Annotated in this window: 22 protein-coding genes; 15 read left to right on the top strand and 7 right to left on the bottom strand. The window is 64.6% G+C overall.

Features of this window, described 5'->3' with window-relative positions; genetic code table 11:
- Positions 1-17: 17 nt before the first annotated feature.
- From L0U82_RS01295 to L0U82_RS01275, 5 genes are read left to right on the top strand one after another with little or no spacing between them, the layout of a single operon-like run.
- Entirely contained in the window at positions 18-944 is a 927-nt protein-coding gene (locus L0U82_RS01295; protein ID WP_233827964.1) for a hydroxymethylglutaryl-CoA lyase, read from the top strand.
- 34 nt (positions 945-978) lie between these two features.
- Positions 979-1500 carry a YbaK/EbsC family protein gene (locus tag L0U82_RS01290; RefSeq protein ID WP_233827963.1) on the top strand — a complete coding sequence of 174 codons (522 nt, stop codon included), beginning with the start codon at positions 979-981 and terminating at the stop codon, positions 1498-1500.
- 17 nt (positions 1501-1517) lie between these two features.
- A complete protein-coding gene (locus L0U82_RS01285) occupies positions 1518-1757 on the top strand; it encodes a DUF1289 domain-containing protein (RefSeq protein ID WP_233827961.1) in 240 nt (79 codons plus the stop codon).
- Positions 1754-2227, top strand: a complete 474-nt coding sequence (locus L0U82_RS01280) for a MaoC family dehydratase (protein WP_233827960.1) — start codon at positions 1754-1756, stop codon at positions 2225-2227. Before L0U82_RS01285 ends, L0U82_RS01280 begins: the two co-directional genes overlap by 4 nt.
- Positions 2224-3153 carry an MBL fold metallo-hydrolase gene (locus tag L0U82_RS01275; protein WP_233827959.1) on the top strand — a complete coding sequence of 310 codons (930 nt, stop codon included), beginning with the start codon at positions 2224-2226 and terminating at the stop codon, positions 3151-3153. Before L0U82_RS01280 ends, L0U82_RS01275 begins: the two co-directional genes overlap by 4 nt.
- A gap of 440 nt (positions 3154-3593) precedes the next feature.
- Here L0U82_RS01275 and L0U82_RS01270 read toward each other — a convergent pair whose 3' ends face one another.
- Positions 3594-4445 (bottom strand): DMT family transporter, encoded by an 852-nt coding sequence (locus tag L0U82_RS01270; protein ID WP_233833073.1) that lies wholly within the window; start codon positions 4443-4445, stop codon positions 3594-3596.
- A 234-nt stretch (positions 4446-4679) separates the two neighbouring features.
- Here L0U82_RS01270 and L0U82_RS01265 point away from each other — a divergent pair, with 234 nt between their 5' ends.
- The gene (locus L0U82_RS01265) at positions 4680-5150 is read left to right on the top strand and encodes an Lrp/AsnC family transcriptional regulator (protein WP_233827958.1); all 471 of its coding nucleotides are present in this window, start codon (positions 4680-4682) and stop codon (positions 5148-5150) included.
- Between the two features lie 98 nt (positions 5151-5248).
- On the opposite strand, the gene L0U82_RS01260 is transcribed toward L0U82_RS01265, so the two are convergent.
- The gene (locus L0U82_RS01260) at positions 5249-6139 is read right to left on the bottom strand and encodes an alpha/beta fold hydrolase (protein ID WP_233827957.1); all 891 of its coding nucleotides are present in this window, start codon (positions 6137-6139) and stop codon (positions 5249-5251) included.
- 390 nt (positions 6140-6529) lie between these two features.
- On the opposite strand from L0U82_RS01260, the gene L0U82_RS01255 reads away from it, so the two are divergent.
- The gene (locus L0U82_RS01255) at positions 6530-7489 is read left to right on the top strand and encodes an NAD(P)H-dependent flavin oxidoreductase (RefSeq protein WP_233827956.1); all 960 of its coding nucleotides are present in this window, start codon (positions 6530-6532) and stop codon (positions 7487-7489) included.
- Between the two features lie 39 nt (positions 7490-7528).
- Here the strand turns inward: L0U82_RS01255 and L0U82_RS01250 are convergent, their stop codons facing one another.
- The 5 genes from L0U82_RS01250 to L0U82_RS01230 all read right to left on the bottom strand — a co-directional run bounded on the left by L0U82_RS01250 (position 7529) and on the right by L0U82_RS01230 (position 15479).
- Positions 7529-11326: a methylmalonyl-CoA mutase family protein gene (locus L0U82_RS01250; RefSeq protein WP_233827955.1), complete on the bottom strand. Its 3798-nt coding sequence runs from the start codon at positions 11324-11326 to the stop codon at positions 7529-7531.
- A 98-nt stretch (positions 11327-11424) separates the two neighbouring features.
- Positions 11425-12357: a LysR family transcriptional regulator gene (locus tag L0U82_RS01245; RefSeq protein ID WP_233827953.1), complete on the bottom strand. Its 933-nt coding sequence runs from the start codon at positions 12355-12357 to the stop codon at positions 11425-11427.
- 188 nt (positions 12358-12545) lie between these two features.
- Positions 12546-13631: a porin gene (locus L0U82_RS01240; RefSeq protein WP_233827952.1), complete on the bottom strand. Its 1086-nt coding sequence runs from the start codon at positions 13629-13631 to the stop codon at positions 12546-12548.
- A 721-nt stretch (positions 13632-14352) separates the two neighbouring features.
- Positions 14353-14907 carry a hypothetical protein gene (locus tag L0U82_RS01235; RefSeq protein ID WP_233833071.1) on the bottom strand — a complete coding sequence of 185 codons (555 nt, stop codon included), beginning with the start codon at positions 14905-14907 and terminating at the stop codon, positions 14353-14355.
- 359 nt (positions 14908-15266) lie between these two features.
- Positions 15267-15479, bottom strand: a complete 213-nt coding sequence (locus L0U82_RS01230) for a hypothetical protein (RefSeq protein ID WP_233827951.1) — start codon at positions 15477-15479, stop codon at positions 15267-15269.
- Positions 15480-15496: 17 nt separating this feature from the next.
- Here L0U82_RS01230 and L0U82_RS01225 point away from each other — a divergent pair, with 17 nt between their 5' ends.
- From L0U82_RS01225 to L0U82_RS01190, 8 genes are all read left to right on the top strand, one after another.
- Entirely contained in the window at positions 15497-16525 is a 1029-nt protein-coding gene (locus tag L0U82_RS01225; RefSeq protein ID WP_233827950.1) for a bile acid:sodium symporter family protein, read from the top strand.
- 371 nt (positions 16526-16896) lie between these two features.
- Positions 16897-17883 carry a LacI family DNA-binding transcriptional regulator gene (locus L0U82_RS01220; protein ID WP_233827949.1) on the top strand — a complete coding sequence of 329 codons (987 nt, stop codon included), beginning with the start codon at positions 16897-16899 and terminating at the stop codon, positions 17881-17883.
- Positions 17880-19190 carry an AGE family epimerase/isomerase gene (locus L0U82_RS01215; RefSeq protein ID WP_233827948.1) on the top strand — a complete coding sequence of 437 codons (1311 nt, stop codon included), beginning with the start codon at positions 17880-17882 and terminating at the stop codon, positions 19188-19190. Before L0U82_RS01220 ends, L0U82_RS01215 begins: the two co-directional genes overlap by 4 nt.
- Positions 19187-20095 (top strand): carbohydrate kinase family protein, encoded by a 909-nt coding sequence (locus L0U82_RS01210; RefSeq protein WP_233827947.1) that lies wholly within the window; start codon positions 19187-19189, stop codon positions 20093-20095. The genes L0U82_RS01215 and L0U82_RS01210 overlap by 4 nt, the downstream gene beginning before the upstream one ends.
- A 169-nt stretch (positions 20096-20264) precedes the next feature.
- Complete coding sequence (locus tag L0U82_RS01205) at positions 20265-20495, top strand: hypothetical protein (RefSeq protein ID WP_233827946.1); 231 nt, start codon at positions 20265-20267, stop codon at positions 20493-20495.
- Positions 20496-20569: 74 nt separating this feature from the next.
- Positions 20570-20815 (top strand): hypothetical protein, encoded by a 246-nt coding sequence (locus tag L0U82_RS01200; protein ID WP_233827944.1) that lies wholly within the window; start codon positions 20570-20572, stop codon positions 20813-20815.
- A 373-nt stretch (positions 20816-21188) separates the two neighbouring features.
- On the top strand, positions 21189-22163 hold the full coding sequence (locus L0U82_RS01195; RefSeq protein WP_233827942.1) for an ion channel: 975 nt from the start codon (positions 21189-21191) through the stop codon (positions 22161-22163).
- Positions 22164-22507: 344 nt separating this feature from the next.
- On the top strand, positions 22508-26098 hold the full coding sequence (locus L0U82_RS01190; RefSeq protein ID WP_233827941.1) for an indolepyruvate ferredoxin oxidoreductase family protein: 3591 nt from the start codon (positions 22508-22510) through the stop codon (positions 26096-26098).
- The last annotated feature ends 52 nt before the right edge of the window (positions 26099-26150 follow it).

Below are 26150 nucleotides of genomic sequence, written 5' to 3'. Positions count from 1 at the left end.
GCGGCAGGAGACAGATCATGGCCCTACCGAAGCAGGTGAAAATCGTCGAAGTCGGTCCGCGCGACGGACTGCAGAACGAAAAGGAATTCGTACCGACCGCGACCAAGATCGAGTTGATCGACCGTCTATCGGCGGCGGGCTTCCGCAACGTCGAATCGGCGTCGTTCGTGTCGCCGAAATGGGTGCCGCAGATGGCCGACGGCGCCGAAGTGATGGCCGGCATCGCGCGCCGCACCGGCACGATCTATTCGGTGCTGACGCCGAATCTGCGCGGCCTCGAAGGCGCGCTCGCCGCGCGCGCGGACGAGATCGTGATCTTCGGCGCGGCCAGCGAAGCGTTTTCGCAGAAGAACATCAATTGCAGCATCGCCGAGAGCATCGACCGCTTCGCGCCGGTCACGGCGGCCGCGAAGCAGCATGGCTTGCGGATTCGCGGCAGCTTGTCGTGCGCGCTGGGCTGCCCGTACCAGGGTGAGGTGCCGGTCACATCGGTCATCGATGTCGTCGAGCGCTTCGCGGCACTTGGCTGCGATGAGATCGATATCGCCGATACGATCGGCGTCGGCACCGCCGAGCAGACGCGCGCGGTGTTCGAAGCGGTGACCCGCGTGTTTCCGCGCGAACGTCTGTCGGGGCACTTTCACGACACGTACGGCCAGGCGCTTGCGAACATCTACGCGGCGCTGCTCGAAGGCATCGAGATTTTCCACGCGTCGGTCGCGGGGCTCGGCGGCTGTCCGTATGCGAAGGGCGCGACCGGCAATGTCGCGACCGAAGACGTGCTGTATCTGATGAACGGCCTCGGCATCGATACCGGCATCGACCTCGCGCAGGTCGTCGCGATCGGCGACTTCATCTCGACTTCGATCGGCCGGCCCAATGTGTCGCGCGCCGGCAAGGCGCTGCTCGCGAAGGCGCGCAGCGAAGCGAATACCTGCGTATAACCGCATTCACACACTTGAATCAGGATCTCCAACGATGACCGACCTCGCGTCCTTCGAATCCGACGATCTCGCCGCGCTGCCCGACTCGGCACGCCGCGTCGCGCTGCTGCTGCGCGAACGCGGTCACGCTGGGCGAATCGTGATGCTGCCGGAAACCGGCAAGACCTCCGCCGAAGCCGCCGCCGGCCTCGGCTGCTCGGTCGCGCAGATCGCCAAGTCGATCCTGTTTCGCCGCCGCGAGGACGACGCGCCGGTGCTCGTGATCGCGAGCGGCGCGAATCGCGTCGACGAAAAGAAGGTGGCCGCGCAGGTCGGCGAGATCGGCCGCGCGGATGCGAAATTCGTCCGCGAGAAAACCGGCTATGCGATCGGCGGCGTGTGCCCGGTCGGTCATGCGACCGAGCCGGTCACGCTAATCGACGCCGATCTGCTCGAACTCGACAGTCTGTGGGCGGCGGCCGGTCATCCGCATGCTGTGTTCAATCTGACTGCGCACGAGCTGATCGCGCTGACGGGCGCACCGGTCGTCGACGTCGCGCTGCGCGAGCCGGCCTGAAAACAATGACGATGACGATGGCGCCGACGACTGACGAGAACGGCGGCAACCAACACGACGACGGCCCGGTGGCGTCGCCGTGCATCAACGTGTGCCGGATGGATGCGTCGACCGGCTGGTGCGAAGGATGCCTGCGCACGATCGACGAGATCGCCGGCTGGTCCAGCTTCGACGATGACACGAAGCGCGCGGTGTGGGATGCGATCGAAGCGCGTCACGCTGAATGCATCGCGAAGCGCGCCACGGAGTCACAATGAACGCCGCGCCGCGCGTCGTCACGCTCGGTGAGACGTTCAGCTCGACGCTCGCGTTGTCGACGGATTCGATCAAGTCGTTCGCGACGCTGGTCAACGATCTGAACCCGCTGCATCACGACGACGCGTACGCGGCGCAAAGCCGCTTTGGCGGACTGATCGCATCGGGCACGCAGCCGACCGCGCATTTCATGGCGCTGCTCGCGACGCATTTCTCGACCTACGCGCAGCCGCTCGGACTCGAATTCGATATCAAGCTGAAGAAAGCCGTGCACGCGAGCGACACGCTGACGATCACGTGGCGCGTGCGCAACGCGCACTGGAAGCCGAGCCTGAACGGCGATCTGACCTACCTCGAGGGCTCGGTCGTCAATCAGCGCGGCGAACTGGTGCTGACCGGCACGTCGACGATTCTGGTGATGCCGAAGCCGGATACGGCAGCGCCGGCCGACACAGCAGGCACGCCGCGATGATCACGCTGCCCGCATCGATCCAGGTGTTCGAGCGCGGCTGGCTGTCGTCGAACAACGTGCTGCTCGTCGACGACGCGTGCGCGGCGCTGGTCGATACCGGCTATGCAACGCATGCAGCGCAAACGGTCGCGCTGGTGCATAACGCACTGACCAGCGCACCGAACACGCGCCCGCTCGACCTGATCGTCAACACGCATCTGCACTCGGATCACTGCGGCGGCAACGCGCTGTTGCAGGCAACGTGGCCATGCCACACGTTGATTCCCGCTTCCGAAGCCGACGCCGTGCGCGACTGGAACGAAGCGCGTCTGACCTTTCGCGCGACCGGTCAGCACTGCGAGCGCTTCGGCTTCACCGGCACGATCGCGCCCGACACGCAACTACGGCTCGGCGCGCTCGACTGGCAGGTGCTCGGCGCGCCCGGTCACGATCCGCATTCGCTGATGCTGTATTGCGCCGACGAACGCGTCCTGATCAGCGCGGACGCGCTGTGGGAAAACGGCTTCGGCGTGATCTTTCCGGAACTCGAAGGCGAAAGCGGTTTCGCCGAACAACAGGCCGTGCTGGATACGATCGCCGCGCTCGACGTGCGGATCGTGATCCCCGGTCACGGTGCGCCGTTTACGAATGTCGAACTGGCGCTCGAACGCGCGCTATCGCGCGTCGCATGGCTGCGCGCCGATCCCGCGCGCAACGCGAAAAACGCGTTGAAAGTGCTGATCGTGTTCAAACTGCTCGAAGTGCGCGAGATGAGTTTCGACACGTTGCTGCGCATGCTCGACGATGCAGCGGTGATGCGCGCCGCCGCGTCGATGCTGAAGCCGCGCGATGAGTGGCGCGCCTTGCTGACGGATATGGTTCGGGAGTTGGCGGCGAATCAAGGACCGCTCGAAGTGGACGGCACGCGTATTGTCGCGCGGCGCTGATACGCGCTAATGGCCGACGTTAATGCACGCCGCTAATGGGCGGTTAATCGCGTGAATAAATCGGCAAGCTATTTCTAAAGCGGCAAGCGTGATAGAAGCGGCACGGTAACAGAGTGATTCCGCGTGCTGAATGCGCAAAATCGTGGCCACAAAAAGAAAGCCGCTCGACGAAGCGAGCGGCGGAACATCTTGTTGGACGTGATCAGCGTCGCTACGAATTATACGCGTGCTGCATTTTCTCGACGCATCGGTAATTTCCCTACAGAAATTTGACAGTTCATTTCAAAGCCGAATGCATGGGAATGTCATGGAACGACGCTATGCGTTTAGCTCGTGCAATTGATCCGCTTATATGAACAATGACATCCGCAAGCGTCGATCACTTAATACGCGCGTTGATCCGTGCATTAATCGCTGAGCGCCGGCTTTCTCCGCGCGCTTCACGTCGACGAAAAACGCTTCTGCGGCACGATGCGCCAGCCGAGATTGACGCCGGCTGCCGCGAGCAGAATCAGCGCGGCGCCGAGCACCTGAATCCACGCGAGCGTCTGCCCGAACGCGACGCAGTCGACGATGATCGCGACCACCGGATAGATGAACGACAGCGCGCCGGTCAGCGACGTCGGCAGCTTCTGGATCGCACCGTACAGCAGCACGTACATGAGCCCGGTGTGAACGACGCCGAGCACGACCAGGTCGAGCCACTGCGCGCCGTTCGCCGGCAGCGCATCGAAGCGCACGAACGGCGCGAGCAGCAGCACGCCGAGCGACACCTGAATCAGTGCAAGCAGATGCGGAGGCGTACCCTTCAGCCGCTTCGTGATGATCGACGACACCGCGTACATCGCCGCCGCGCCGACCGCATACGCGACGCCGACCAGATACTGCCCCGGCAGCGCGAGCACCGCCGGCTCGACCTTCACAACGAACACGAGCCCGACGAACGCGACCGCGAGCCACGCGATCGTCGATGCGCTGATGCGCTCGCGAAACACCAGCGCGCCGAGCGCGACCAGCATGAACGGCTGCGTGTTGTAGACGGCCGTCGCCATCGAGATCGACGCGCGCGAATAGGCGGCGAACAGCAGCACCCAGTTGACGACGATCGCCGCGCCGCCGAGCAGCGCGAGGCCGAGCATCTTCCACGAGAACAGCTCGCGCCTGAACAGCCCGAGCACCGCGCACACGAGCGCGAGCGTCGCGCCGCCGAAAATGCAGCGGAAAAACACCACGTTGAACGGGCTTTGCTGCGACGACACGACGAGCCAACCGATGGTGCCCGACATTAACATCGCCATGCTCATTTCGGCCGCGCCGCGGCGGATATCGCCGGACGTATTGCCTGAAGTCTTACCTGAGGCTTGATCTGAAGCCTTACCCGCGGTTTTGGCCGAAGCCTGGTTTGAAGTCATCATTCGATCCCGGATCTGATTCCTGCATGACTCGCAGTGTAATTAATCCGGCGGCCCGAATACATGACTAAACTTAAGCGATTCCGGTTTTTTACCTCGCAAACGAAGGCCATCATGAGCAAACGCCTTGCTTCGCCCGGGCCCGTCGCACTCGATGACACCGATCGCGCGTTGCTCGCCGCGCTCGCGCAGGACGCGCGCCAGCCGGTCAGCGAACTCGCGAAACTGGTCGGCTTATCGGCGCCGAGCACCGCCGAGCGCGTGCGACGGCTCGAAGCGCAAGGGGTGATCGAGCGCTTCACCGTGCAGATCGATCCGCGCGCGCTCGGCTTCACGCTGCAGGCAATCGTGCGCGTCAAGCCGTTGCCCGGTCAGTTGCATCTGGTGGAGGAGGTGATCCGGCGGATTCCGGAGTTCGTCGAATGCGACAAGGTGACCGGCGACGATTGCTTCATCTGCCGCCTGTACCTGCATTCGATCGAACAGTTGGACGAGATCCTGTCGAAGGTCACCGAACGCGCGGAGACCAGCACCGCGATCGTCAAGACGACGCCGGTGGCGCGGCGCTTGCCGCCGCTCGGTTGAGCGGCGCGGTATCGAAGAACGTCGCCCATTGAGGCTGTGAAGTCGGTGCTGCCTCGATGAGCCTCGATACACTGCGAGGCGCCGCGAAGCGACGCGCCTTACGGTTCGACTGCCTCGAAGAAAGACAGCATTTCCGCGACCAGTTCGTCCGGCGCCTCTTCAGGCAGATAGTGCCCGCAGGACAGCGCGCGCCCGCTCACATCACGCGCAACGTGCCGCCATTCGCCAAGCGCGTCGAAGCATTTCTCGATCACGCCCTTGTCGCCCCACAGCACGCGCAGCGGACAGCCGATCTTGTTGCCGCGCTCGATATCGGCGCGATCGTGTTCGAGGTCGATGCTCGCCGACGCGCGGTAGTCCTCGCACATCGCATGCACCGCGCCCGGTTGCGCGAGCGCCGCGCGATACGCGTCGAGCGCGGCGGGATCGAACGGCGTGAGGCCCGCGTAGCGGCTTCCCATCACCGCGTCGACATACGCGGCCGGATTCGCGCCGATCAGCGTTTCGGGCAGCGGCTCGGGCTGGATCAGGAAGAACCAGTGGAAATAGTGCGTGGCGAACGCGCGGTCGGTGGCCTCGTACATCGCCAGCGTCGGCGCGATATCGAGAAGCATCAGACGCTCGACCGCGTCCGCATGATCGAGCGCCATCCGGTGCGCGACGCGCGCGCCGCGATCGTGCGCGCAAACGAGAAAGCGTTCGAAGCCGAAGTGGCGCATCACGGCGACCTGGTCGGCGGCCATCGCGCGTTTCGAATAGGGCGTGTGCGCGACATCGCTGGCCGGCTTGGCCGATGCGCCGTAGCCGCGCAGATCGGTGGCGATCACGGTGAAGTGCTGTGCCAGCTGCGCGGCGCAGCGCGCCCAGATCAGATGCGATTGCGGATGACCGTGCAGCAGCAACAGAGGCGGCCCGGCGCCGCCCTTCACCCCGAAGATATCGACATCGCCCACGGCGACGCGAAAGGGCGTGAAATTGTCGAAGGCCATGGGGTCTCTCGGGTCGTTTGAAGTTGTGTGCATTGTAGAAGCCCGGTATGTCCGCGCGGGGTGGGATAACCCACGCAAACATAGAACCTGAACACTCCTTCGAACTGTTGCAAACGGCATTGCCACACGGCTACTGAATGCTTCGCCTATAATCGAACGATCGTTCTTAAATCATCGGACGGCTACGGCTTACGGCGCTCATCCCGCATCGTTGATCACGTATCGTTGATCAAGCACCGCAGTCGCCGCGCCGCAAACGCTGTGCCGCTACACTTCGTTCAACACCGGGCACGCGACGCCGCACCGGTATTTCAAAACAGCAACCGCATTTCATAAGACCAGAACAGTTGCCGAAGCACCTACTCTGGTCAGACATTGGAGACTCGCACCATGGCATTGCCCGCCGTTCTGCAAAACCTCGCGCTGCCCGTCGTCGCTTCGCCGATGTTCATCGTCAGCTATCCCGAACTCGTTCTCGCGCAGTGCAAGGCCGGCATCGTCGGCTCGTTCCCTGCCCTCAACGCGCGCCCGGCCGACCTGCTCGACGAATGGCTCACGCAAATCCAGGCGCAGCTCGCCGAACACAAGGCGGCGAACCCCGGTGCAATCATCGGACCCATCGCGGTCAATCAGATCGTTCATCAGTCGAACGTGCGGCTCGAACACGACGTGCGCGTGTGCGTCGAACACAAGGTGCCGATCTTCATCACGAGCCTGCGCGCGCCGGCGCGCGAGATCGTCGATGCGGTACACAGCTATGGCGGCATCGTGCTGCACGACGTGATCAATCTGCGTCACGCGCAAAAGGCGCTGGAGGCTGGCGTCGACGGGCTGATCCTGGTCGCGTCCGGCGCGGGCGGCCACGCGGGCACCACGTCGCCGTTCGCGCTGGTCGGTGAAGTGCGGCGCATTTTCGACGGGCCGATCGTGCTGTCCGGTTCGATCGCCAATGGCGGCTCGATTCTCGCCGCGCAGGCGATGGGCGCGGATCTCGCGTACATGGGCACGCGCTTTATCGCGACCAAAGAGGCGCATGCGGTCGACAGCTACAAGCAGGCGATCGTCAACTCGACGGCGGCGGACATCATCTATACGAACCTGTTTACCGGCGTGCACGGCAACTACATTCGCGAGAGCATCCTGAACGCGGGGCTCGATCCGGATGCGCTGCCCGAGTCGGACAAGACCAAGATGAACTTCGGCGGCGACAAGGCGAAGGCGTGGAAGGACATCTGGGGCGCGGGCCAGGGCGTGGGGTTGATGGACGATATCCCGACGGTCGCCGAGCTGGTGAAGCGGTTGACCAGCGAGTATGACGACGCGAAAGCGCGGCTGGGGATCGCGCGCTGACACGTCGCCTGAACGGCGGCGCGTGCGCGGTGGGTCGCGCTACATATTCCGCCGATACTGCCCGCCGACCTCGAACAGCGCGTGTGAAATCTGCCCCAGCGAACACACGCGCACCACGTCCATCAGCACCTCAAACACATTGCCGTCGTCGATCACCGCGCGCTTCAATCGCTCCAGCGCGACCGGCGCTGCCTCGCGGTGCCGCGCCTGAAAATCGCGTAGGCGCGTCAACTGGCTCTGCTTTTCTTCGTCGGTCGAACGGGCCAGCACCAGTGGCCGCGGTGCTTCATGCGGATACGCGCTCAGGAACGTGTTCACGCCGACGATCGGATACGAGCCGTCATGCTTGCGATGCTCGTACAGCATCGACTCGTCCTGGATGCGTCCGCGCTGATAGCCGGTTTCCATCGCGCCGAGCACGCCGCCGCGCTCGGTGAGCCGCTCGAATTCCGCGAGCACCGCTTCTTCGACCAGATCGGTCAGCTCGTCGATCACGAAGCTGCCCTGATTCGGATTCTGATTCTTCGCGAGCCCCCATTCGCGGTTGATGATCAACTGGATCGCGACCGCGCGGCGCACCGATTCTTCGGTCGGCGTCGTGATCGCTTCATCGAACGCATTGGTGTGCAGCGAATTGCAGTTGTCGTAGATCGCGATCAGCGCCTGCAGCGTCGTGCGGATGTCGTTGAAGTCGATCTCCTGCGCATGCAGGCTGCGCCCCGAAGTCTGCACGTGGTATTTGAGCTTCTGACTGCGCTCGTTCGCGCCGTAACGCTCGCGCATTGCGACCGCCCAGATACGTCGCGCGACGCGGCCCAGCACTGTGTACTCGGGGTCCATGCCGTTCGAGAAAAAGAACGACAGATTCGGCGCGAAGTCGTCGATCGACATGCCGCGCGCGAGATAAGCCTCGACATACGTGAAGCCATTCGCCAGCGTGTACGCGAGCTGCGAGATCGGGTTCGCGCCGGCCTCGGCGATGTGATAGCCGGAGATCGACACCGAATAGAAATTGCGCACGCCGTGCTCGACGAAATACGCCTGGATATCGCCCATCACCTTCAGGCTGAATTCAGTCGAGAAGATGCAGGTGTTCTGCCCCTGGTCCTCTTTCAGGATGTCGGCCTGCACGGTGCCGCGCACGTTTTCGAGCGCATTGCGGCGCGTCTGCGCGAGTTCGTCGGCGCTGAGCGGGCGGCCTTGCTGCTGTTCCCGCAACGCGATCTGCTGATCGATCGCGACGTTGAAGAACATCGCGAGGATCGTCGGCGCGGGACCGTTGATCGTCATCGACACCGATGTCTGCGGCGAACACAGGTCGAAGCCGTCGTACAGCGTTTTCATATCGTCGAGCGTCGCAACCGACACCCCCGAATTGCCGACCTTGCCGTAGATATCGGGGCGCTCGTGCGGCTCTTCGCCATAGAGCGTCACCGAGTCGAACGCGGTCGACAGACGCTTGGCCGGCATCCCCTCGGACAGCAGCTTGAAGCGTCGATTGGTACGTTGCGGATCGCCCTCGCCCGCGAACATGCGCGTCGGGTCCTCGTTCTCGCGGCGAAACGGAAACACTCCGGCGGTGAACGGGAAATAGCCGGGCAGATTGTCGAGCATCAGCCAGCGCAAGATTTCGCCGTGATCGACGAATTTCGGCAGCGAGACTTTGCGTATCGACGAGCCGGACAACGTCGTCACCGTCAGCGCGGTGCGGATTTCGCGCTCGCGGATGCGCACGATGTGTTCGTCGCCGGAATAGGCAGCGACGGTTTGCGGCCACGCGGCGAGCAGCTTGCGTTCGGGCTCGCCGAGCGCGACGGTGCGCTGGTCGATCAGCGCGTTGAGAGACGAGAGCAACAGGTTTGGCTGGATCGCATCGGGGCTTGCGTTCGAGCTTGCATGCGAGCTTGTGTGCGCCTGCGCACCGGACGAATCGTTGCCGATGGCGCCCTGCACCGCGTTGGCATCGCTCCGCGCATTGGCGTTCGTATCCACGCTTGAACTGGCGGTCCCCGTCGCTACCTTCGCCGTTGCCGCCACGCCTGTTTCGCCGAGCATGCGGCGCGTCTCGATCAGTTGCCAGCGCTCGCGCGCGATGCGCGCCTGCGCGTCGGCTCGCTCGCGGTACACGTGCACCGTCTGCGCGATATCGGCCAGATAGCGCACGCGCGCGGGCGGCACGATCGCGTGCAGGTTACTCGAAAAGCGCACGCCGTCGGGCGCGCCGAGCCGGCCGCCGTGCGTGGTCCGCAGGCCGTGGCGACGCAGCGCCTCGGCGATGTGTCGATACAGCGCGGTCACGCCATCGTCGTTGAAGCGCGACGCGATCGTGCCGAACACCGGCATGCGCTCCGGCGGCGTCGCGAAATCGGTGCGATTTCGCTGCACCTGCTTCGCGACGTCGCGCAGCGCGTCCTGCGCGCCCTTGCGGTCGAACTTGTTGATCGCGACGAAACTCGCGAAGTCGAGCATGTCGATCTTTTCGAGCTGGCTCGCCGCGCCGAACTCGGGCGTCATCACATACAGCGATTCGTCGACGAACGGCACGATCGCGGCATCGCCCTGGCCGATCCCGGACGTTTCGACGACGATCAGATCGAAGCCCGCCGCCTTGCAGAGTTTGAGCGCATCGGGCAACGAATCGGAGATTTCGCTCGACGCGTCGCGCGTCGCCATCGAGCGCATATAGACTCGGGCACCGCCGCCCCAATCGCCGATCGCGTTCATGCGGATGCGGTCGCCGAGCAGCGCGCCACCGGATTTGCGGCGCGATGGGTCGATCGCGAGCACCGCGATCGTCAGCGCGTCGCCGTAGTCGAGACGGAAGCGGCGGATCAGTTCGTCGGTCAGCGAGGATTTGCCCGCGCCGCCGGTGCCGGTGATGCCGAGAACGGGGATCTTTGTGGATTGGGTGAGGGTCGAGAGGTGGTCGCGGGTGCTCGCGTCGATGGTCTTCGTTTCGAACGCGCTGATCAGTTCCGCGAGTCGGCGGAAGATGGGAGTGGCAGGGTCGGCGGAGCTGGTGCCGACGCTGGCGTCGGGGCTTGTGCCGCCGCTTGCGGCTGCGGACACGCCGTTCGCCTTGTCGTTCGCCTGGACGAGCGACGCTGCGTCGGTCGTTCCACCGCTGGCGCTATCGCCGCCGCCGTTGTTGCTCCTGCGTAGGCGAGCCGCTTCCAACGACTTGCTTGCGACAGCGCGTTGCGAGTCTTGCGCGTCATCCGCCACCGGGCTTGCCGGGCTCGCACTGCTGGACCGCTCATCGACCCGCGCCGTCTTGCGCACATCAGCACCGCCAAAACGCGGCAGCGGCCGTGCCGCGAAATCGGCGAGCCGTTCGCTCACCGGTGTCGGCCGCGCCGCGTCCGCCGCCCGCGCGCCTTCGACACAGCGCGCGATCATGTCGTCGATCATGCCTTGCAGACCGAGCCGCTGGCCGTCGTGCGGCGAGTAGATTTTCTCGACGCCGTCGCGTTCGAGCGCGGCAATCTCCTCGGGGACGATCACGCCACCGCCGCCGCCGAATACCTTGATGCGCTCGCCGCCGCGCGCGCGCAGCAGTTCGACGAGATAGCGGAAGTATTCATTGTGGCCGCCCTGGTAGCTCGACACGGCGACGCCGTCGGCGTCCTCGTTCAGCGCGGCGGTCGCGACTTCATCGACGGAGCGGTTGTGGCCGAGGTGGATCACCTCGACACCGCTCGCCTGCAGGATGCGCCGCATGATGTTGATCGACGCATCGTGGCCGTCGAACAGCGCGGCCGCGGTGACGAAGCGCAGACGCCGGCCCGCGGGCAGCTTGTGACTGCCGGCGCGCTGCGGCGTGGACAGATCGGTCATGTCTCCCCCAGATCGTTTCGCGTATGGGTGCTGGCAACCAGTATAGCGAAACGGGGTTCAGCGGCAGGGGGCGGGGTAAGGCGTTGGACAGTCGCCCCCTACCTCACCGCCAACGCCTTGATCTGCTCCAGCGACGGCCACAGCGACTCGTTCGCGAAGCGCGCCGCCAGAAAATCGACGAACGACCTGACCTTCGCCGACAGATGCCGCCGGCTCGTATAAACCACATGAATCGGCAGCTCGCGCGGCGGCACTTCGTCGACGAGCAGCGGCACGAGCCGCCCTTCGGCGAGATCGCTGCCGATCACCTCGGTGCCGAGCATCGCGATGCCCGCGCCATGCAGCACGATTACGCGCTGCGCCTCCAGCTGGTTGACGATCAGATTGCCCGACAGACGCACGCGCGACGATGCATCGCCGGTCGCGACTTCGAGCGCCGACACGCCCGCGTACTGCAGATAGTTGTGGCGTGCGAGATCGGCGACGCTCTTCGGCGTGCCGTGCTCGCGCAGATACGCGGGCGACGCGCACAGCACGAGGTGCGCGGTCGCGATCTGCCGGGCGATCAGCGACGACGACTTGAGCCCGCCCGGCGAAGCGCGGATCGCAACGTCGAAGCCCTCGTCGATCAGTTCGACGACGCGATCGGACAGCGTCATATCGACGGTGACCTGCGGATACTGCGCGGCATAGTCGGCGACCGCGGCCATCACATGACTCAGACCGAACGCCGATAACGACGACACCCTCAGCCGCCCTTGCGGCACCACGCTCGCCGCGCCGACCGCCTGGCCGGCCTCGTCGAGTTCGGTGAGCGCCTGGCTCAGGCGCTCGTAGTATTCACGCCCGGCCTCGGTCGGCGCGACGCGGCGCGTCGTGCGGTTCAACAAACGCGCGCCGAGCTGCTGTTCGAGATGCATCACATGCTTGCTCGCCATCGCCGCGGACATCTCCATCTTGTCCGCCGCGCCGACGAAGCTGCCCGCCTCGACGACATGGCGGAACACTTTCATGCTGACGAGGGTATCCATCTCAAATCTCTCGCTCCAGGAATCAATCGACGCCATTTTGCCGGGTTTATCAAAAGCTGGTCGGCAAAATGCTGCGATCGACAGCAAGGCTGGAAGAGACGAAGCCCGCGTTCCTCGGAGAAGGAACGCGGGCTTCGATTGATTGATCAGACCGAGGCGCCGTATCGGGCAGGCGGCCTGGAGACGGCTTAGAACTTCGTGCGCAAGCCGGCTCCGTACGTATTACCACTCGACTGTCCAGTGATGTGATCGTACAGATACGCAGCGTAGATATCGGTGCGCTTCGACATCGGATAGTCGTAGCCGATCGCCGCCGTCTGGCGTGTCTGGTTCGAGCCGCCGCCGTTACGCGAATAGGCATACGACGCCATCACCGAGCCCGGCCCGAACGGCACCGTGACACCGCCCTGCCCGGTGTTCACGTGCCAGCTCGTCACCTGCTGGTTGTTGTACGTGTACATGTACTGGCCGTACAGCTTGACGAACTTCAGGTCGTACGACACGCCCGCCTGCGCGACGCTCTGACTGCGCAAGCCGGGCACGCCGGACGTCTCGAAGCTGCCGAGATCGCCCGGCACGTTGTTGAAATTCACGTACTGGTAGACGGCGGTCGCCGCGAACGGGCCGTGGAAGTACAGCACCTGGCCGCTCCACTTCTTCGCGCCGTTCTGCGTGGTGTTGCCAAGCGCGTACATCGCCGTCGCCGACAGCCCGTTGAAGTTCGGCGACGCGTACGACACCGCGTTGTTCCAGCCCGAATCGCCGGTCACGCCCTGATCGGTCGTGTAGGTCGGAAACGTACCGAGGCCGAGGTACGTGTGATAGACCATCGGCGAGAACACATACGAGTCGATGAACGGATTGAACAGGATCGTCGACACGAACAGCGGCGTCGTCAGACGCCCGGCCGTCACGGTGCCCCACGGTGCCTCGATACCGACGTACGCGTTGCGCGAGAACGTGGTGTCGCCGTCGAAGCGGCCGTACGAGCCGGTCTGAGCGCGGAAGAAGCCTTCGAGCGTGAAGATCGCCTTGTAGCCGTTGCCCAGATCTTCGGTGCCCTTGAAGCCCCAGTACGAGGTCGACATGCCGCCGCCGGACACTACGACCGAGGTCTTGCCGCCCGGGAATTTCTGCGAGCCGACCCATTCGTCGACCTGACCATAGAGCTGCACGCTCGACTGCGCGAACGCCGACGAAGTGCCCGCCAATACGGCGACGCACGCGGTGGCCTTGAGAGTGGTCTTCAGCGCGCTACTGAGGCTTGTTTTCATGAATTCTCCAAATCTTTGTCAAAAGGGTGCGGCTGTGCGAAAGGGGACGCTCGCGCGAACCATTGTTGTTATCTGTTCGACTATCGAGCCAATCTGGGCCGGACCATCTTTGCGGACCATTTTTATGAATAGAAATGCTGGCGCTTATTGCCGGTATATCGGTCTGGTTAGTTTGGTCGTCTATCTGCCCGATATCGCGGGCCACTGGCGCCGATGCAGGGACGCCGTCGCCAGCGCGGCCGCGTTGCAACATGCTGCTGGACGCCGCGCCGAAGCGGCCGGCGACGTATCAGATGTCAAACCGATGACGCGGCGCGGCCGGTTGCCGCGATTTAACAATCGCAGGCGCCTCGCGGACGAGAATTTTCAAAAAAGTGTGGCGCCGACGCGTCAGATTGGCGGAGTTGCGGCGCGGTAGGTGGGGTGAGACGGAGGAAGACTCGGCTCGGAGAACGTGGACCGAGGCCGCGTGCCGGTTCGGGAAAGTCAGCTCTCAAGCGGCGTGATGCCGCTTCGGCGATCGCCGGAAGCGAGCCGGCGAGGTGTGCGAGGTGTGCGAGGTGTTAATGAAGGGAACGTTGAACAGGCACGGGACGGCGCTGCTTGCACTTCGAGTGCACAGAGATTCTGTACCGCGCTGTTCATGCCGATCGCGACGAACGCATTTCGCGTCGCGCGGCGGCGATTGCGAGAACCGCTGCCGTGAGGGACCTTCGGCCAGCTAGTTGCGATACGGCGAACCTTCCGGCGGACGCGGATCGTCGGCGGGACGCTGCAGCGAGCGCCCGGCACCACGCTCTTCGTTATAGCGGGCGACGTCGGCACGGATCGAACCGTTGCGCATCGGCATATTGGACGGCGGACGCGGCACCGGACGCGACTCCGCGCTGACCGGCGTAATCGCACCGGCGTATTGCATGCGCCCGCGCTCGTCGGCATAGCCGGATGGTGTGCCGAGACGGCGAACGCCGCCGTTATAGCCACCGGGGCCGTACCCATAGCCGTAGTTCGCATCCGCGAAACTGTTGCCGCCACGTTGACCATGCGAGTCGCGCGACATCGTCGAATTGCGAGAGGCTCTTGCCGAAGGTGCGCCTGCGGCACTGGCGTACCGGCCGCCGCCGTGCATCTGCACGTGCATAGCGCGATCGGCGTTGCCGTGCGAATAGGCTCCGCTGCCATGCGCGCCGCCCGGCACCTTTGCATAGGCGAACGAACAGAGTGCGGCGATAACCGCGCCCAATGCCCAGTGCCTCGTTCTCGACAACCCGTCCACCTTCTGACTCTCATGCCCGAAGACTTGCCTCAAATCCATCGTTCGAGCTGCGACGGACCCGTTGCGGGACTCACGAAAAGCGCCGCGTTTCTGTCGCGACGCAGAGCATCCCTGCGGCCATTGAACGGTAATTTATGGGCGGCAGCAGAGGGTGTCGAGCCAAAAAGTGTTAGGCCTAGCCCTCGGATGTAACACCTTGTTACTGCGACGCTTTTCCGCGACAGAGCCCTTGCGCGAAGGCCTCGGAAGGGCTTGCCGGCGCCCCTTTTTACGAGTGCCGCGCAGGCCTGCCGGAGCCTTGCTGGAGAGTCAACGACTGCGACGCTTTTTGCTTCCAACGGTTTAAAAATTTCGCTGGCTCAGATCAACCGGGTCGCCAATACTGAAACTTGGCGGATCGCGACCGAGCCGCGCGAATCGAAATCGGCGAGATCGACGGGTTGATGCGCAACAGTCATTAAACAATTCGGTAAATGAATTTGCCTTTTCAATCGAATTTCAACAACAATAGGCGCTTTCCATTGGTAGCGACGGCGCCCTTTGCGCGCGCATCCCACGCTATTCCGCGTCATTGAATCGAGATTCCGACATGGCCCGCCCGAAATATCTCCCCGACAATTTCACCCTGTGCCTCGTGGGCACCGTGATCCTCGCCAGCCTTCTACCGGTTCATGGGCAGGCCGCCGCCGGGTTCAACTGGGTGACGAACATTGCGGTCGGCCTGCTGTTCTTCCTGCATGGCGCCAAACTGTCACGCGAGGCGATCGTGGCGGGTGCGACGCACTGGCGCCTTCACGTGGTCGTACTGCTGAGCACGTTCGCGCTGTTTCCACTGCTCGGCCTCGCGCTTAAACCGATTCTTTCTCCGCTTGTGACGCCTTCCCTCTATGCCGGAGTCCTCTTCCTCTGCACGCTGCCGTCGACGGTCCAGTCGTCGATTGCGTTCACGTCCATCGGCAAGGGCAACGTGCCAGCCGCGGTATGCAGCGCCTCCGCGTCGAGCCTGCTCGGTATCTTCGTCACCCCAGCCCTCGTCAGCTTCATCGTGACCAGTCAGGCTGCGAGCGGCGGCGCGTCGCCGTGGCATACGGTCGGCAACATCGTGCTGCAACTGCTCGTGCCGTTTATCGGCGGCCAGTTGCTGCGCCCGCTGATCGGCAAGTGGATCGAGCGTAACCGCAGCGTGCTGAAGTTCGTGGACCAGGGCTCGATCCTGCTGGTCGTGTACGGCGCATTCAGCGAGGCCGTCAACGAAGGCCTGTGGCACACGATTCCGCTGTCCGCGCTCGGCGGCCTCGTGGTGGTGAGCGCCGTTCTGCTGGCACTCGCGCTGGCCGTGACGATCTTCGCGAGCAAGCGGCTTGGCTTCAATCGCGCCGACCAGATCACGATCATCTTCTGCGGTTCGAAGAAGAGCCTTGCGGCCGGCGTGCCGATGGCCAAGGTGATCTTCGCGTCGCACGCGGTCGGCGCCGTCGTGCTGCCGCTGATGCTGTTCCATCAGATCCAGTTGATGGTCTGCGCCGCGCTCGCGCAGCGCTGGGGCGCCCGCGACCTGAGCGGCGAGACTCAGGCCGCCGCGCAGGCTGCTCCCGCCGCGGCCGTCGCGCGCCGTTGAGCTCACGCGCAATGCAAACAGGACATTCATAAGCGCCCTCCCTGAGCGTCGTTTGATCGTGTGAAGAAAGCCGCCTTGCGCGGCTTTTTTCTTTTGGCGTTTGCGTTCGCCTTGTCGTTATTTCACGCTCAAACGTGGGCGCTGTCGCCTCGGCCGGATGGCATAGGAGGATTCCTGGCACGCCTCAATCTTGCTCTCAACACATCTGTTTATGTGTATTTTACTAAACAGTATTGAAGCGCATAATTCCATGAAATACGGGTATTTACGGGTGAAACTACGCCGTTTGTTGGGCTGTTTCAGCCGCGTTTTACTATACAATCGCCCGAATTAAAACACGCAAAGCCGCGCTCCGGCGGCGGCTTGATCCGATGGCCACAACCATCCGTGACGTCGCCCGCGCGGCCAGCGTTTCGATCGGCACCGTATCGCGCGCGCTGAAAAACCAGCCGGGCCTCTCAGAGGCCACGCGCGAACGCGTCGTCGAAGCGGCGCGGCAGCTCGGCTACGACCCCGCGCAACTGCGCCCGCGTATCCGCCGCCTGACCTTCCTGCTGCATCGTCAGCACAATAATTTCGCCGCGAGCCCGTTCTTCTCGCATGTGCTGCATGGTGTCGAAGACGCCTGTCGCGAGCGCGGCATCGTGCCGTCCGTGCTGACCGCCGGCCCGACCGACGACGTGATCCACCAGTTGCGTCTGCACGCACCCGACGCGGTCGCGATCGCCGGCTTCGTCGAGCCCGAAACGCTCGCCACGCTGGTTGCGATGCAACGCCCGCTGGTGCTGATCGACCTGTGGTCGCCCGGCCTGCGCTCGGTGAATCTCGACAACGCGGCCGGTGCCACCCTCGCGATGCGCCATCTGTTCGAGCAGGAGCGCAAGCGGGTCGCGTTCATCGGAGGCTCGCTCGCGCACTTCAGCATCGCCGAGCGCGCGCTCGGCTACCGGCGCGCGTTCTTCGAAGCGGGCCTGCTATTCGATCCATCGCTCGAAGTCACGATCGACGCCGGCCTCGATCCCGACACCGGCGCCGCGCGCGCGATGCAGCGCCTGCTCGATGCGCCGGGCCTGCGCCCCGACGCCGTGTTCGCCTATAACGACGCCGCCGCGCTGGCGGCGCTGCGCGTATGTCGCGCGCGCGGCCTGCGCGTGCCCGACGACATCGCGATCATCGGTTTCGACGACATCCCCGCCACCGCCCACGCCACGCCGCCGCTGTCGACGATCGCGGTCGACAAGGAAGCGCTCGGGCGACGCGGCGTCGAACTGCTGCTCGAAGACTCTCCCACCGAACTCGAAGTCCGCTTGCCCGTTCAACTCGTTGTCCGTGCCAGTACTTTGGTGAAAAAGCCATGACGCAATCCGATCCGCTTCACCCTTGCGGCGACGCCGCGAAGGCACCGCCCGTCGCGAACTTTCGCGACCGCGAATTTCTGCTGTCACACGTGCAGGACACGCTGCGCTTTTACGCGCCGAACGTGTTCGACCCGAGCGGCGGCTTCTTCCATTTCCTGCGCGACGACGGCTCGATCTACGACCGCACCACTCGTCACCTGGTCAGCAGCTGCCGCTACGTCTTCAACTATGCGATGGCATATCGCCAGTTCGGCGATCCGAAGCATCTCGAATACGCGCGCCACGGCCTGCGTTTCCTGCGCGACGCGCACTGGGACGCGCACAACGAAGGCTACGACTGGGAACTCGAATGGCGCGACGGCAAGAAGCGCACGCTCGATGGCACCCGCCACTGCTACGGCCTCGCCTTCGTGCTGCTCGCGTACTCGCACGCGGCGATGGCCGGCATCGAAGAAGCGAAGCCGATGATCGGCGCGACCTTCGAGCTGATGGAACACCGCTTCTGGGACGCCGCCGCCGGCCTCTACGCCGACGAAGCGTCGCCGGACTGGCGTGTCAGCACGTATCGCGGACAGAACGCGAACATGCACACCACCGAGGCGCTGCTCGCCGCGCACGGGGCGACCGGCCATCTGGTCTATCTCGATCGCGCCGAGCGGGTCGCGTCGAACATCACGCTGCGCCAGGCGAAGCTGTCGCAGGGTCTGGTGTGGGAGCACTTTCACGCGGACTGGTCGGTCGACTGGCACTACAACGAGGAAGACAGTTCGAACATCTTCCGCCCGTGGGGCTTCCAGCCCGGCCATCAGACCGAATGGGCGAAGCTGCTGCTGATTCTCGAACGCTTCCGTCCGCTGCCGTGGCTGTTGCCGCGCGCGATCGAACTGTTCGACGCCGCGATGACGCACGCGTGGGACGAAGACCACGGCGGCCTCTATTACGGCTTCGGCCCGGACGGCACCGTGTGCGATCACGACAAGTACTTCTGGGTGCAGGCCGAAACTTTCGCGACGGCGGCGCTGCTCGGCAAGCGCACCGGCAACGAACGCTTCTGGGATTGGTACGACGAGATCTGGCGCTATAGCTGGACGCACTTCGTCGATCACAAATACGGCGCGTGGTATCGGATCCTCACCTGCGACAACCGCAAGTACAGCGACGAAAAGAGCCCCGCTGGCAAGACCGACTATCACACGATGGGCGCGTGCTACGAAGTGCTCGCCCATGCGCTCGGCGACGTGGCATCGGCCGCATCGGCACAAACGGTTGGCTCCGCCGCCGCGCGTTCCGCGGAGAAAGCACAATGAACGCGAGCGCCAATCTTCCCGTTTTCATTTCCGCCGGCGACATCCTCACCGACCTCGTGCGCACCGGCGCGTCGCACTGGCTATCGCGTCCGGGCGGCGCGGGCTGGAACGTCGCGCGCTGCGTCGCGCGGCTCGGTTTGCCGACCGCGTGCGCGGGCTCGCTCGGCGTCGATAACTTCTCCGACGAACTGTGGGACGCGAGCGTCGCCGCCGGGCTCGACATGCGCTTCATGCAGCGCGTCGAGCGTGCGCCGCTGCTCGCGATCGTGCATCGGACGCATCCGCCCGCGTACTTCTTCATGGGCGAAAACAGCGCCGATCTCGCGTTCGATCCGGCGCGTCTGCCGGCCGGCTGGATGGACCAGGTGAAGTGGGTGCACTTCGGCGGCATCAGCCTCGTGCGTCAGCCGCTCGGCGGCACGCTGGCCGCGCTCGCCGCGCAATTGCGCGCGCACGGCGTGAAGATCAGCTTCGATCCGAACTACCGCAATCTGATGGAGCACGGCTACGAGCCGACCTTGCGCCAGATGGCCGCGCTCGCCGATCTGATCAAGGTATCGGACGAAGACCTGCACATGCTGTTCAAGACCGATGACGAAGCCGCCGCGCTCGCGCAACTGCGTGCGATGAACCCAACCGCCACCGTGCTCGTGACGCGCGGCGCGGAAACGGCGCAGCTGATCGACGGCACCGCGGTATTCGAGGCGAAGCCGCCGCGCGTCGAAGTGGTCGACACCGTCGGCGCGGGCGACGCATCGATCGGCGGGCTGCTGTTCAGCCTGTTGAGTGCACCGCGGCGCGCATGGCCCGAGCATCTCGCGTTCGCGCTCGCGGCGGGTGCCGCGGCCTGCCGGCACGCCGGCGCGCATGCGCCCGCGCTCGACGAGATCGTCGCGTTGCTGTGACTGCGTTGCTGTGACTGCGTTGCTGTAATTTTTCTGCCCTGGGGCGCGCGTAGTGTCGACCATGTCGATGGACATCGCGCGACGCGGACAGCGCCGCCCAGGCGGAGCCGAACCTTCAGCCCCGTGCTACGATCAAAGCATCGAGACCTTTGTGAAAAGGAGCGAGGCCATGGAAGACATCACCTACACCAAGGGTATCTACACGGCCACTGCGTCGATAAGAGAAGTGTCGAAGGACGCCTGGCAGGGTCTCGTCACACTCGCGCGCGACGAAGGCGAAGCTCGCGCCGATCAGGAAACCACGCAGTACGAAGTCGACTCCACTTCGTCGACGCCGGAAGAAGCGCTCGAAGAAGCCAAAGCGCTCGCTCATCGAATCCTCGGGGAAATCGAACTGTAGGCCGAACACGGGCGCGCGCCGCGCATCGTCCGATGCGTCGCGCGCGCCGCCGGGCCGGCCGGCTGGAGGCGATCATGGGTGAACAACTGTTCCAGTACGGCGTGTATTCGATACACGTGCGCCCCCTCGAACTCAGCGGCGCACGCTGGGACGCCGAATACGAAATCCGTCATCGCGACAAGGCCGTTCAGGCGTGGACCACGGTCGGCGGCGACGCGGGCTACGCGGACGAGAGCGAAGCGATCGCCAGCGCGCATCGCCAGGCCGTCGACGACATCGAGCATGGCGCGGGTATTCCGAAGCCGCATGCGTTTCCGTGAGCGATGAGTGGTGAGCGGCAGTTTGTGCGTAGTGCGGCACGACGCCCGGAGTGCCGCGCGATACGCGCGCCCTTCGCGCACGCCGCCGCGAGCACGGTTCCTCTAGCAAGCCCGCGCTTGAAGCAAGCCAGTCCGGCTTAAAGCCCTTGCATCGGAACCGCTGCCTGCGACGACCATCCCGCGCTATGCCGCGAAAATGGGCATCACACGGCGCACGCGGGGGCGCACATCACGCGTGCCGCGGCAACCGAATCAGCCGCGTATTCAGGCCCAAACCGCACCGCTTCTCGCCCCGTTTACCGCGCCGAAAATCCCGCTGCGCGCGCCACGCCGCATGCTACGCTGTGGCCGTTTTCATCCTCACGAGCGCGTGATGGCAAGCGAACCGTCAGACCGTTTCTCCACCCTCGACGACACCGATGCGAGCGCGCCGAAGCGCCGCGCGCGCGGTAGCCGCGAACTGCGCCTCGACGATCGCGTGGTCATCTCGCACGGCATGCCGACGCCGCTGTGGCAGGACCTTTATCACCGTGCGCTGGTGGTGCGCTGGCCGGTCTTTTTCGTGTCGCTCGCGGTACTGTTCCTGCTGCTCAACACGACGTTCGCCGCGCTCTATATGCTCGGCGACGCGCCGATCGCCAATCAGTTTCCCGCCGGCTTCGGCGGCGCATTCTTCTTCAGCGTCGAGACGCTCGCGACCGTCGGCTACGGCGACATGCACCCGCAAACGGTCTACGCGCACTGGATCGCGACGCTTGAAATCTTCGTCGGCATGTCGGGCATCGCGTTGGCGACTGGGCTGATCTTCGCGCGCTTCTCGCGCCCGCACGCAAAGATCATGTTCGCGCGCTACGCGGTGATCCGGCCGATCGACGGCCGCATGACGCTGATGGTGCGCTCGGCCAACGCACGCCAGAACGTGATTGCCGAAGCGCGCGCGCGGCTGCGCATCCTGCGCCAGGAAACCTCCGCCGAAGGCTTTACGCTGCGCAAGCTCTACGACCTCGCGCTCGTGCGCGATCAACATCCGATCTTCAAGCTCGGCTGGACGCTGATGCACGTAATCGATGAAAGCAGCCCGCTGTTCGGCGAAAGCGCCGAAACGATGAAGGGCCGCGACACGACACTGCTGCTCACGCTCGAAGGCGTCGATGAATCGACGTCGCAAACGATGCAGGCGCGCCACCGCTGGAATTGCGACGAAATCTTCTGGCAGTACCGCTTCGTCGACATCATGACCGAGCGCGACGGCGTGAGCCACATCGACTATTCGCATTTCGACGAGATCGTGCCGCTCGACGCGGCGCCACTCGATCCGCACGCAACCGCGCACACGGCGACGCCTTAGGCGCGCACGTTCGTTCAAGCGCGCGCTGTGCATCATGCGCGCACCCAACACCCATCACCACAAGCCCGCCGCCGCGATCGCCGGCACCCAGGGCATACCCGAAGCCCCGCGCCGCATGGCAAATCCGGCTCAAAAGCGGGCCGAAACGCGCGACTCTTCGCGCCCATTCGCCAACACCCGATTAAAGAAGCAAAAATTCTCTCCCGCGGGCGCTAAAAAATAGAGTCTCTTTCCGCAGCGCGCATCCGTGGCCCCACCACCGCGCGCGCGGAACAATGAACACACCCTTGCATGGGATCGGCGTCAGTGCTCCGCACCAACTTCGATCGACAGGAGATTCGCCCATGACCGCCCGCCTGCCCATCGACGGCACGCCCGCTCTCGCCGACTACCGGCTATCCGACAATCTCACCGCGACGCGCGGCCGGATCTTTCTGACCGGCACACAGGCGCTCGTACGTCTCGCGCTGATGCAGCGCGCGCTCGACCAGAAGCACGAGCTGAATACCGCCGGCTTCATCAGCGGCTATCGCGGCTCGCCGCTCGGCATGGTCGACCAGCAGTTGTGGAAGGCGAAAAAACTGCTCACCGCGAGCGACATCCGCTTTCTGCCCGCGATCAACGAGGAACTCGGCGGCACCGCGGTGCTCGGCACGCAGCGTGTCGAAGCGGACCCGGAGCGCACCGTCGAAGGCGTGTTTGCGATGTGGTACGGCAAGGGTCCCGGCGTCGACCGTGCGGGCGACGCGCTGAAGCACGGCAACGCATACGGTTCGTCGCCGCATGGCGGCGTGCTGGTGGTGGCCGGCGACGACCACGGCTGTGTGTCGTCGTCGATGCCGCATCAGAGCGACTTCGCGATGATGGCGTGGCATATGCCGGTCGTAAATCCGTCGAACATCGCCGACATGCTCGAATTCGGCCTGTACGGCTGGGCGCTGTCGCGCTTCTCGGGCGCGTGGGTCGGCTACAAGGCGATCTCGGAGACCGTCGAATCGGGCTCGACCGTCGATCTCGATGCGCTGCAAACCGAATGGAGCGTGCCGCAAGATTTCGACACGCCCGCCGGCGGTCTGCACAACCGCTGGCCCGATCTGCCGAGCCTGACGATCGAAGCGCGCCTGCATGCAAAGCTCGACGCGGTGCGCCACTTCGCGCGCGTGAACAGCATCGACAAATGGGTCGCGCCGAGCCCGCACGCGAACGTCGGCATCGTGACTTGCGGTAAGGCGCATCTGGACCTGATGGAAGCGCTGCGCCGGCTCGATCTGACGCTCGCCGATCTCGACGCGGCCGGCGTGCGCATCTACAAGGTCGGCCTGTCGTTTCCGCTGGAGATGACGCGCATCGACGCGTTCGTCTCCGGTCTCACCGAAGTGCTCGTGATCGAGGAAAAGGGTCCCGTCATCGAGCAGCAGATCAAGGACTATCTGTACAACCGCACGCAAGGCACGCGGCCGGCCGTAATCGGCAAGAACGCCGAAGACGGCACGCCACTGTTGTCCGCGCTCGGCGAGCTGCGTCCGTCGCGTATCCTGCCGGTGTTCGCGAACTGGCTCGCGAAGCACAAGCCCGCGCTCGACCGGCGTGAGCGCGTGGTCGATCTGGTCGCGCCGCAAATCCTGTCGAATGCGGCGGACAGCGTAAAGCGCACGCCGTACTTCTGCTCCGGCTGCCCACACAACACGTCGACGAAAGTGCCGGACGGCTCGATCGCGCACGCGGGCATCGGCTGTCACTTCATGGCCTCGTGGATGGAGCGCGACACCACCGGCCTGATCCAGATGGGCGGCGAAGGCGTCGACTGGGCGTCGCATTCGATGTTCACGAAAACGCGCCACGTGTTCCAGAATCTCGGCGACGGCACCTACTTCCACTCCGGCATTCTCGCGATTCGCCAGGCGGTCGCCGCGAAGGCGACGATCACCTACAAGATCCTCTATAACGACGCGGTCGCGATGACCGGCGGCCAACCGGTCGACGGCAGCATTTCGGTGCCGCAGATCGCGCGTCAGGTGGAAGCCGAGGGTGTATCGCGCTTCGTCGTGGTCAGCGACGAACCCGAGAAATACGACGGCCATCACGGTCAGTTTCCGCAAGGCACGACGTTCCATCACCGCAGCGAAATGGACACCGTGCAGCGCGAGCTACGCGACACCGACGGCGTGACCGTGCTGATCTACGACCAGACCTGCGCGGCCGAAAAACGGCGTCGTCGCAAGAAAGGCGAATTCCCCGATCCGGACAAGCGGCTCTTCATCAACGAGGAAGTGTGCGAAGGCTGCGGCGATTGCGGCGTGCAGTCGAACTGTCTTTCCGTCGAACCGGTGGAAACCACGCTCGGCCGCAAGCGCCGTATCGACCAGTCGTCATGCAACAAGGACTACTCGTGCGTGAACGGCTTCTGTCCGAGCTTCGTCACCGTCGCCGGCGGCAAGCTGAAGAAAGCCGCGGGCGTCGCGTTCGATCCGCAAGCGCTCGCCGCGCACGTCGCCGGCTTGCCGCTGCCCACCACGCAACTCGATGCCGCGCCGTACGACATTCTGGTGACGGGCGTCGGCGGCACCGGTGTCGTGACCGTTGGCGCGCTGATTAGCATGGCCGCGCATCTGGAAGGCAAGAGCGCGTCGGTGCTCGATTTCATGGGCTTCGCGCAGAAAGGCGGCTCGGTGCTGTCGTTCGTGCGCTTCGCCGCGCGCGACGAATGGCTGAACCAGGTGCGCATCGACACGCAGCAGGCCGACGTGCTGCTCGCCTGCGACATGGTGGTCGGCGCGAGCGCCGATGCATTGCAGACGGTGCGGCATGGCCGCACGCGCATCGTCGTCAACACGCATGCGATCCCGAACGCGAGCTTCGTGCAGAACCCGGACGCGACGCTGCACGCCGACGCGCTGATCGACAAGATGCGTCACGCGGCGGGCACCGAACGGATGTCGACGTGCGACGCGCAAGCGCTCGCGACGCGCTTTCTCGGCGATACGATCGGCGCCAATATCCTGATGCTCGGTTTCGCGTGGCAACTGGGGCTCGTGCCGGTATCGTTCGCCGCGATGATGCGCGCGATCGAACTGAACAACGTCGCGGTGCAGATGAACCAGTTGGCGTTCTCGATCGGCCGCATGGCCGCCGCCGACCCGGCCGCGCTCGAAGCGCTGTGGCAGGCGCGTCATCTGGCCGCGCCCGCAGCGGTGCGCGTCGATACGCTCGACGAACTGATCGCGCATCGCGAAGGGCGTCTGCTGACGTATGGCGGTGCGGCTTATGTGAAGCGCTATCGGGCGCTCGTCGATGCGGCGCGCCGCGCGGAAACGCAAGTCGACGCCGCGAGCGAGCGCCTGACGCGCGCGGTCGCGACGACGTTCTATCGTCTGCTCGCGGTGAAGGATGAATACGAAGTCGCGCGTCTGCATACCGACGCCGCGTTCCGCGAAGCGCTCGAAACGCAGTTCGAGGGCGTCGCGGGCAAGGACTTCAGCATCAGCTTCAACCTCGCGCCGCCGACGCTCACGCGCGCGCAGCCTGGCGTCGCGCCGACGAAGAAAACCTTCGGTCAATGGATGTGGCCGGTGCTCGGCCTGCTTGCGAAATGGCGTGGTCTGCGCGGCACGGCGCTCGATCCGTTCGGCCGCACGCTCGAACGCAAGATGGAGCGCGAACTCGCAAGCGACTACGAGATCACGATGCAGCGCGCGCTGTCGAAGCTCAACGCGAACACGCTCGATGACGTCGCGAAACTCGCCGACCTGCACGCACGCGTGCGCGGCTACGGTCATGTGAAACTCGCGAATCTCGCGGGCGTGAAGCGTGGCGAGCGCGATGTTGCGGCTCGCCTCGGCATCGATGCGGCAACCGGTGCGGCGGTGAAGAAGTCGCTCGAAGAGATGAAGGGCGCCGGACAGTTGCGCGGGATTCCGGTGGTGGTCGCGAAGTAAAAACCGTTCGCGGCAGTCGATGTCGCGACATGATGCTCTTGCAAAAAGCCGC

The sequence above is a fragment of the Paraburkholderia sp. ZP32-5 genome (genome assembly GCF_021390495.1).
Lineage (GTDB): Bacteria > Pseudomonadota > Gammaproteobacteria > Burkholderiales > Burkholderiaceae > Paraburkholderia.
This window is presented reverse-complemented; position numbering and strand designations above follow the sequence as displayed.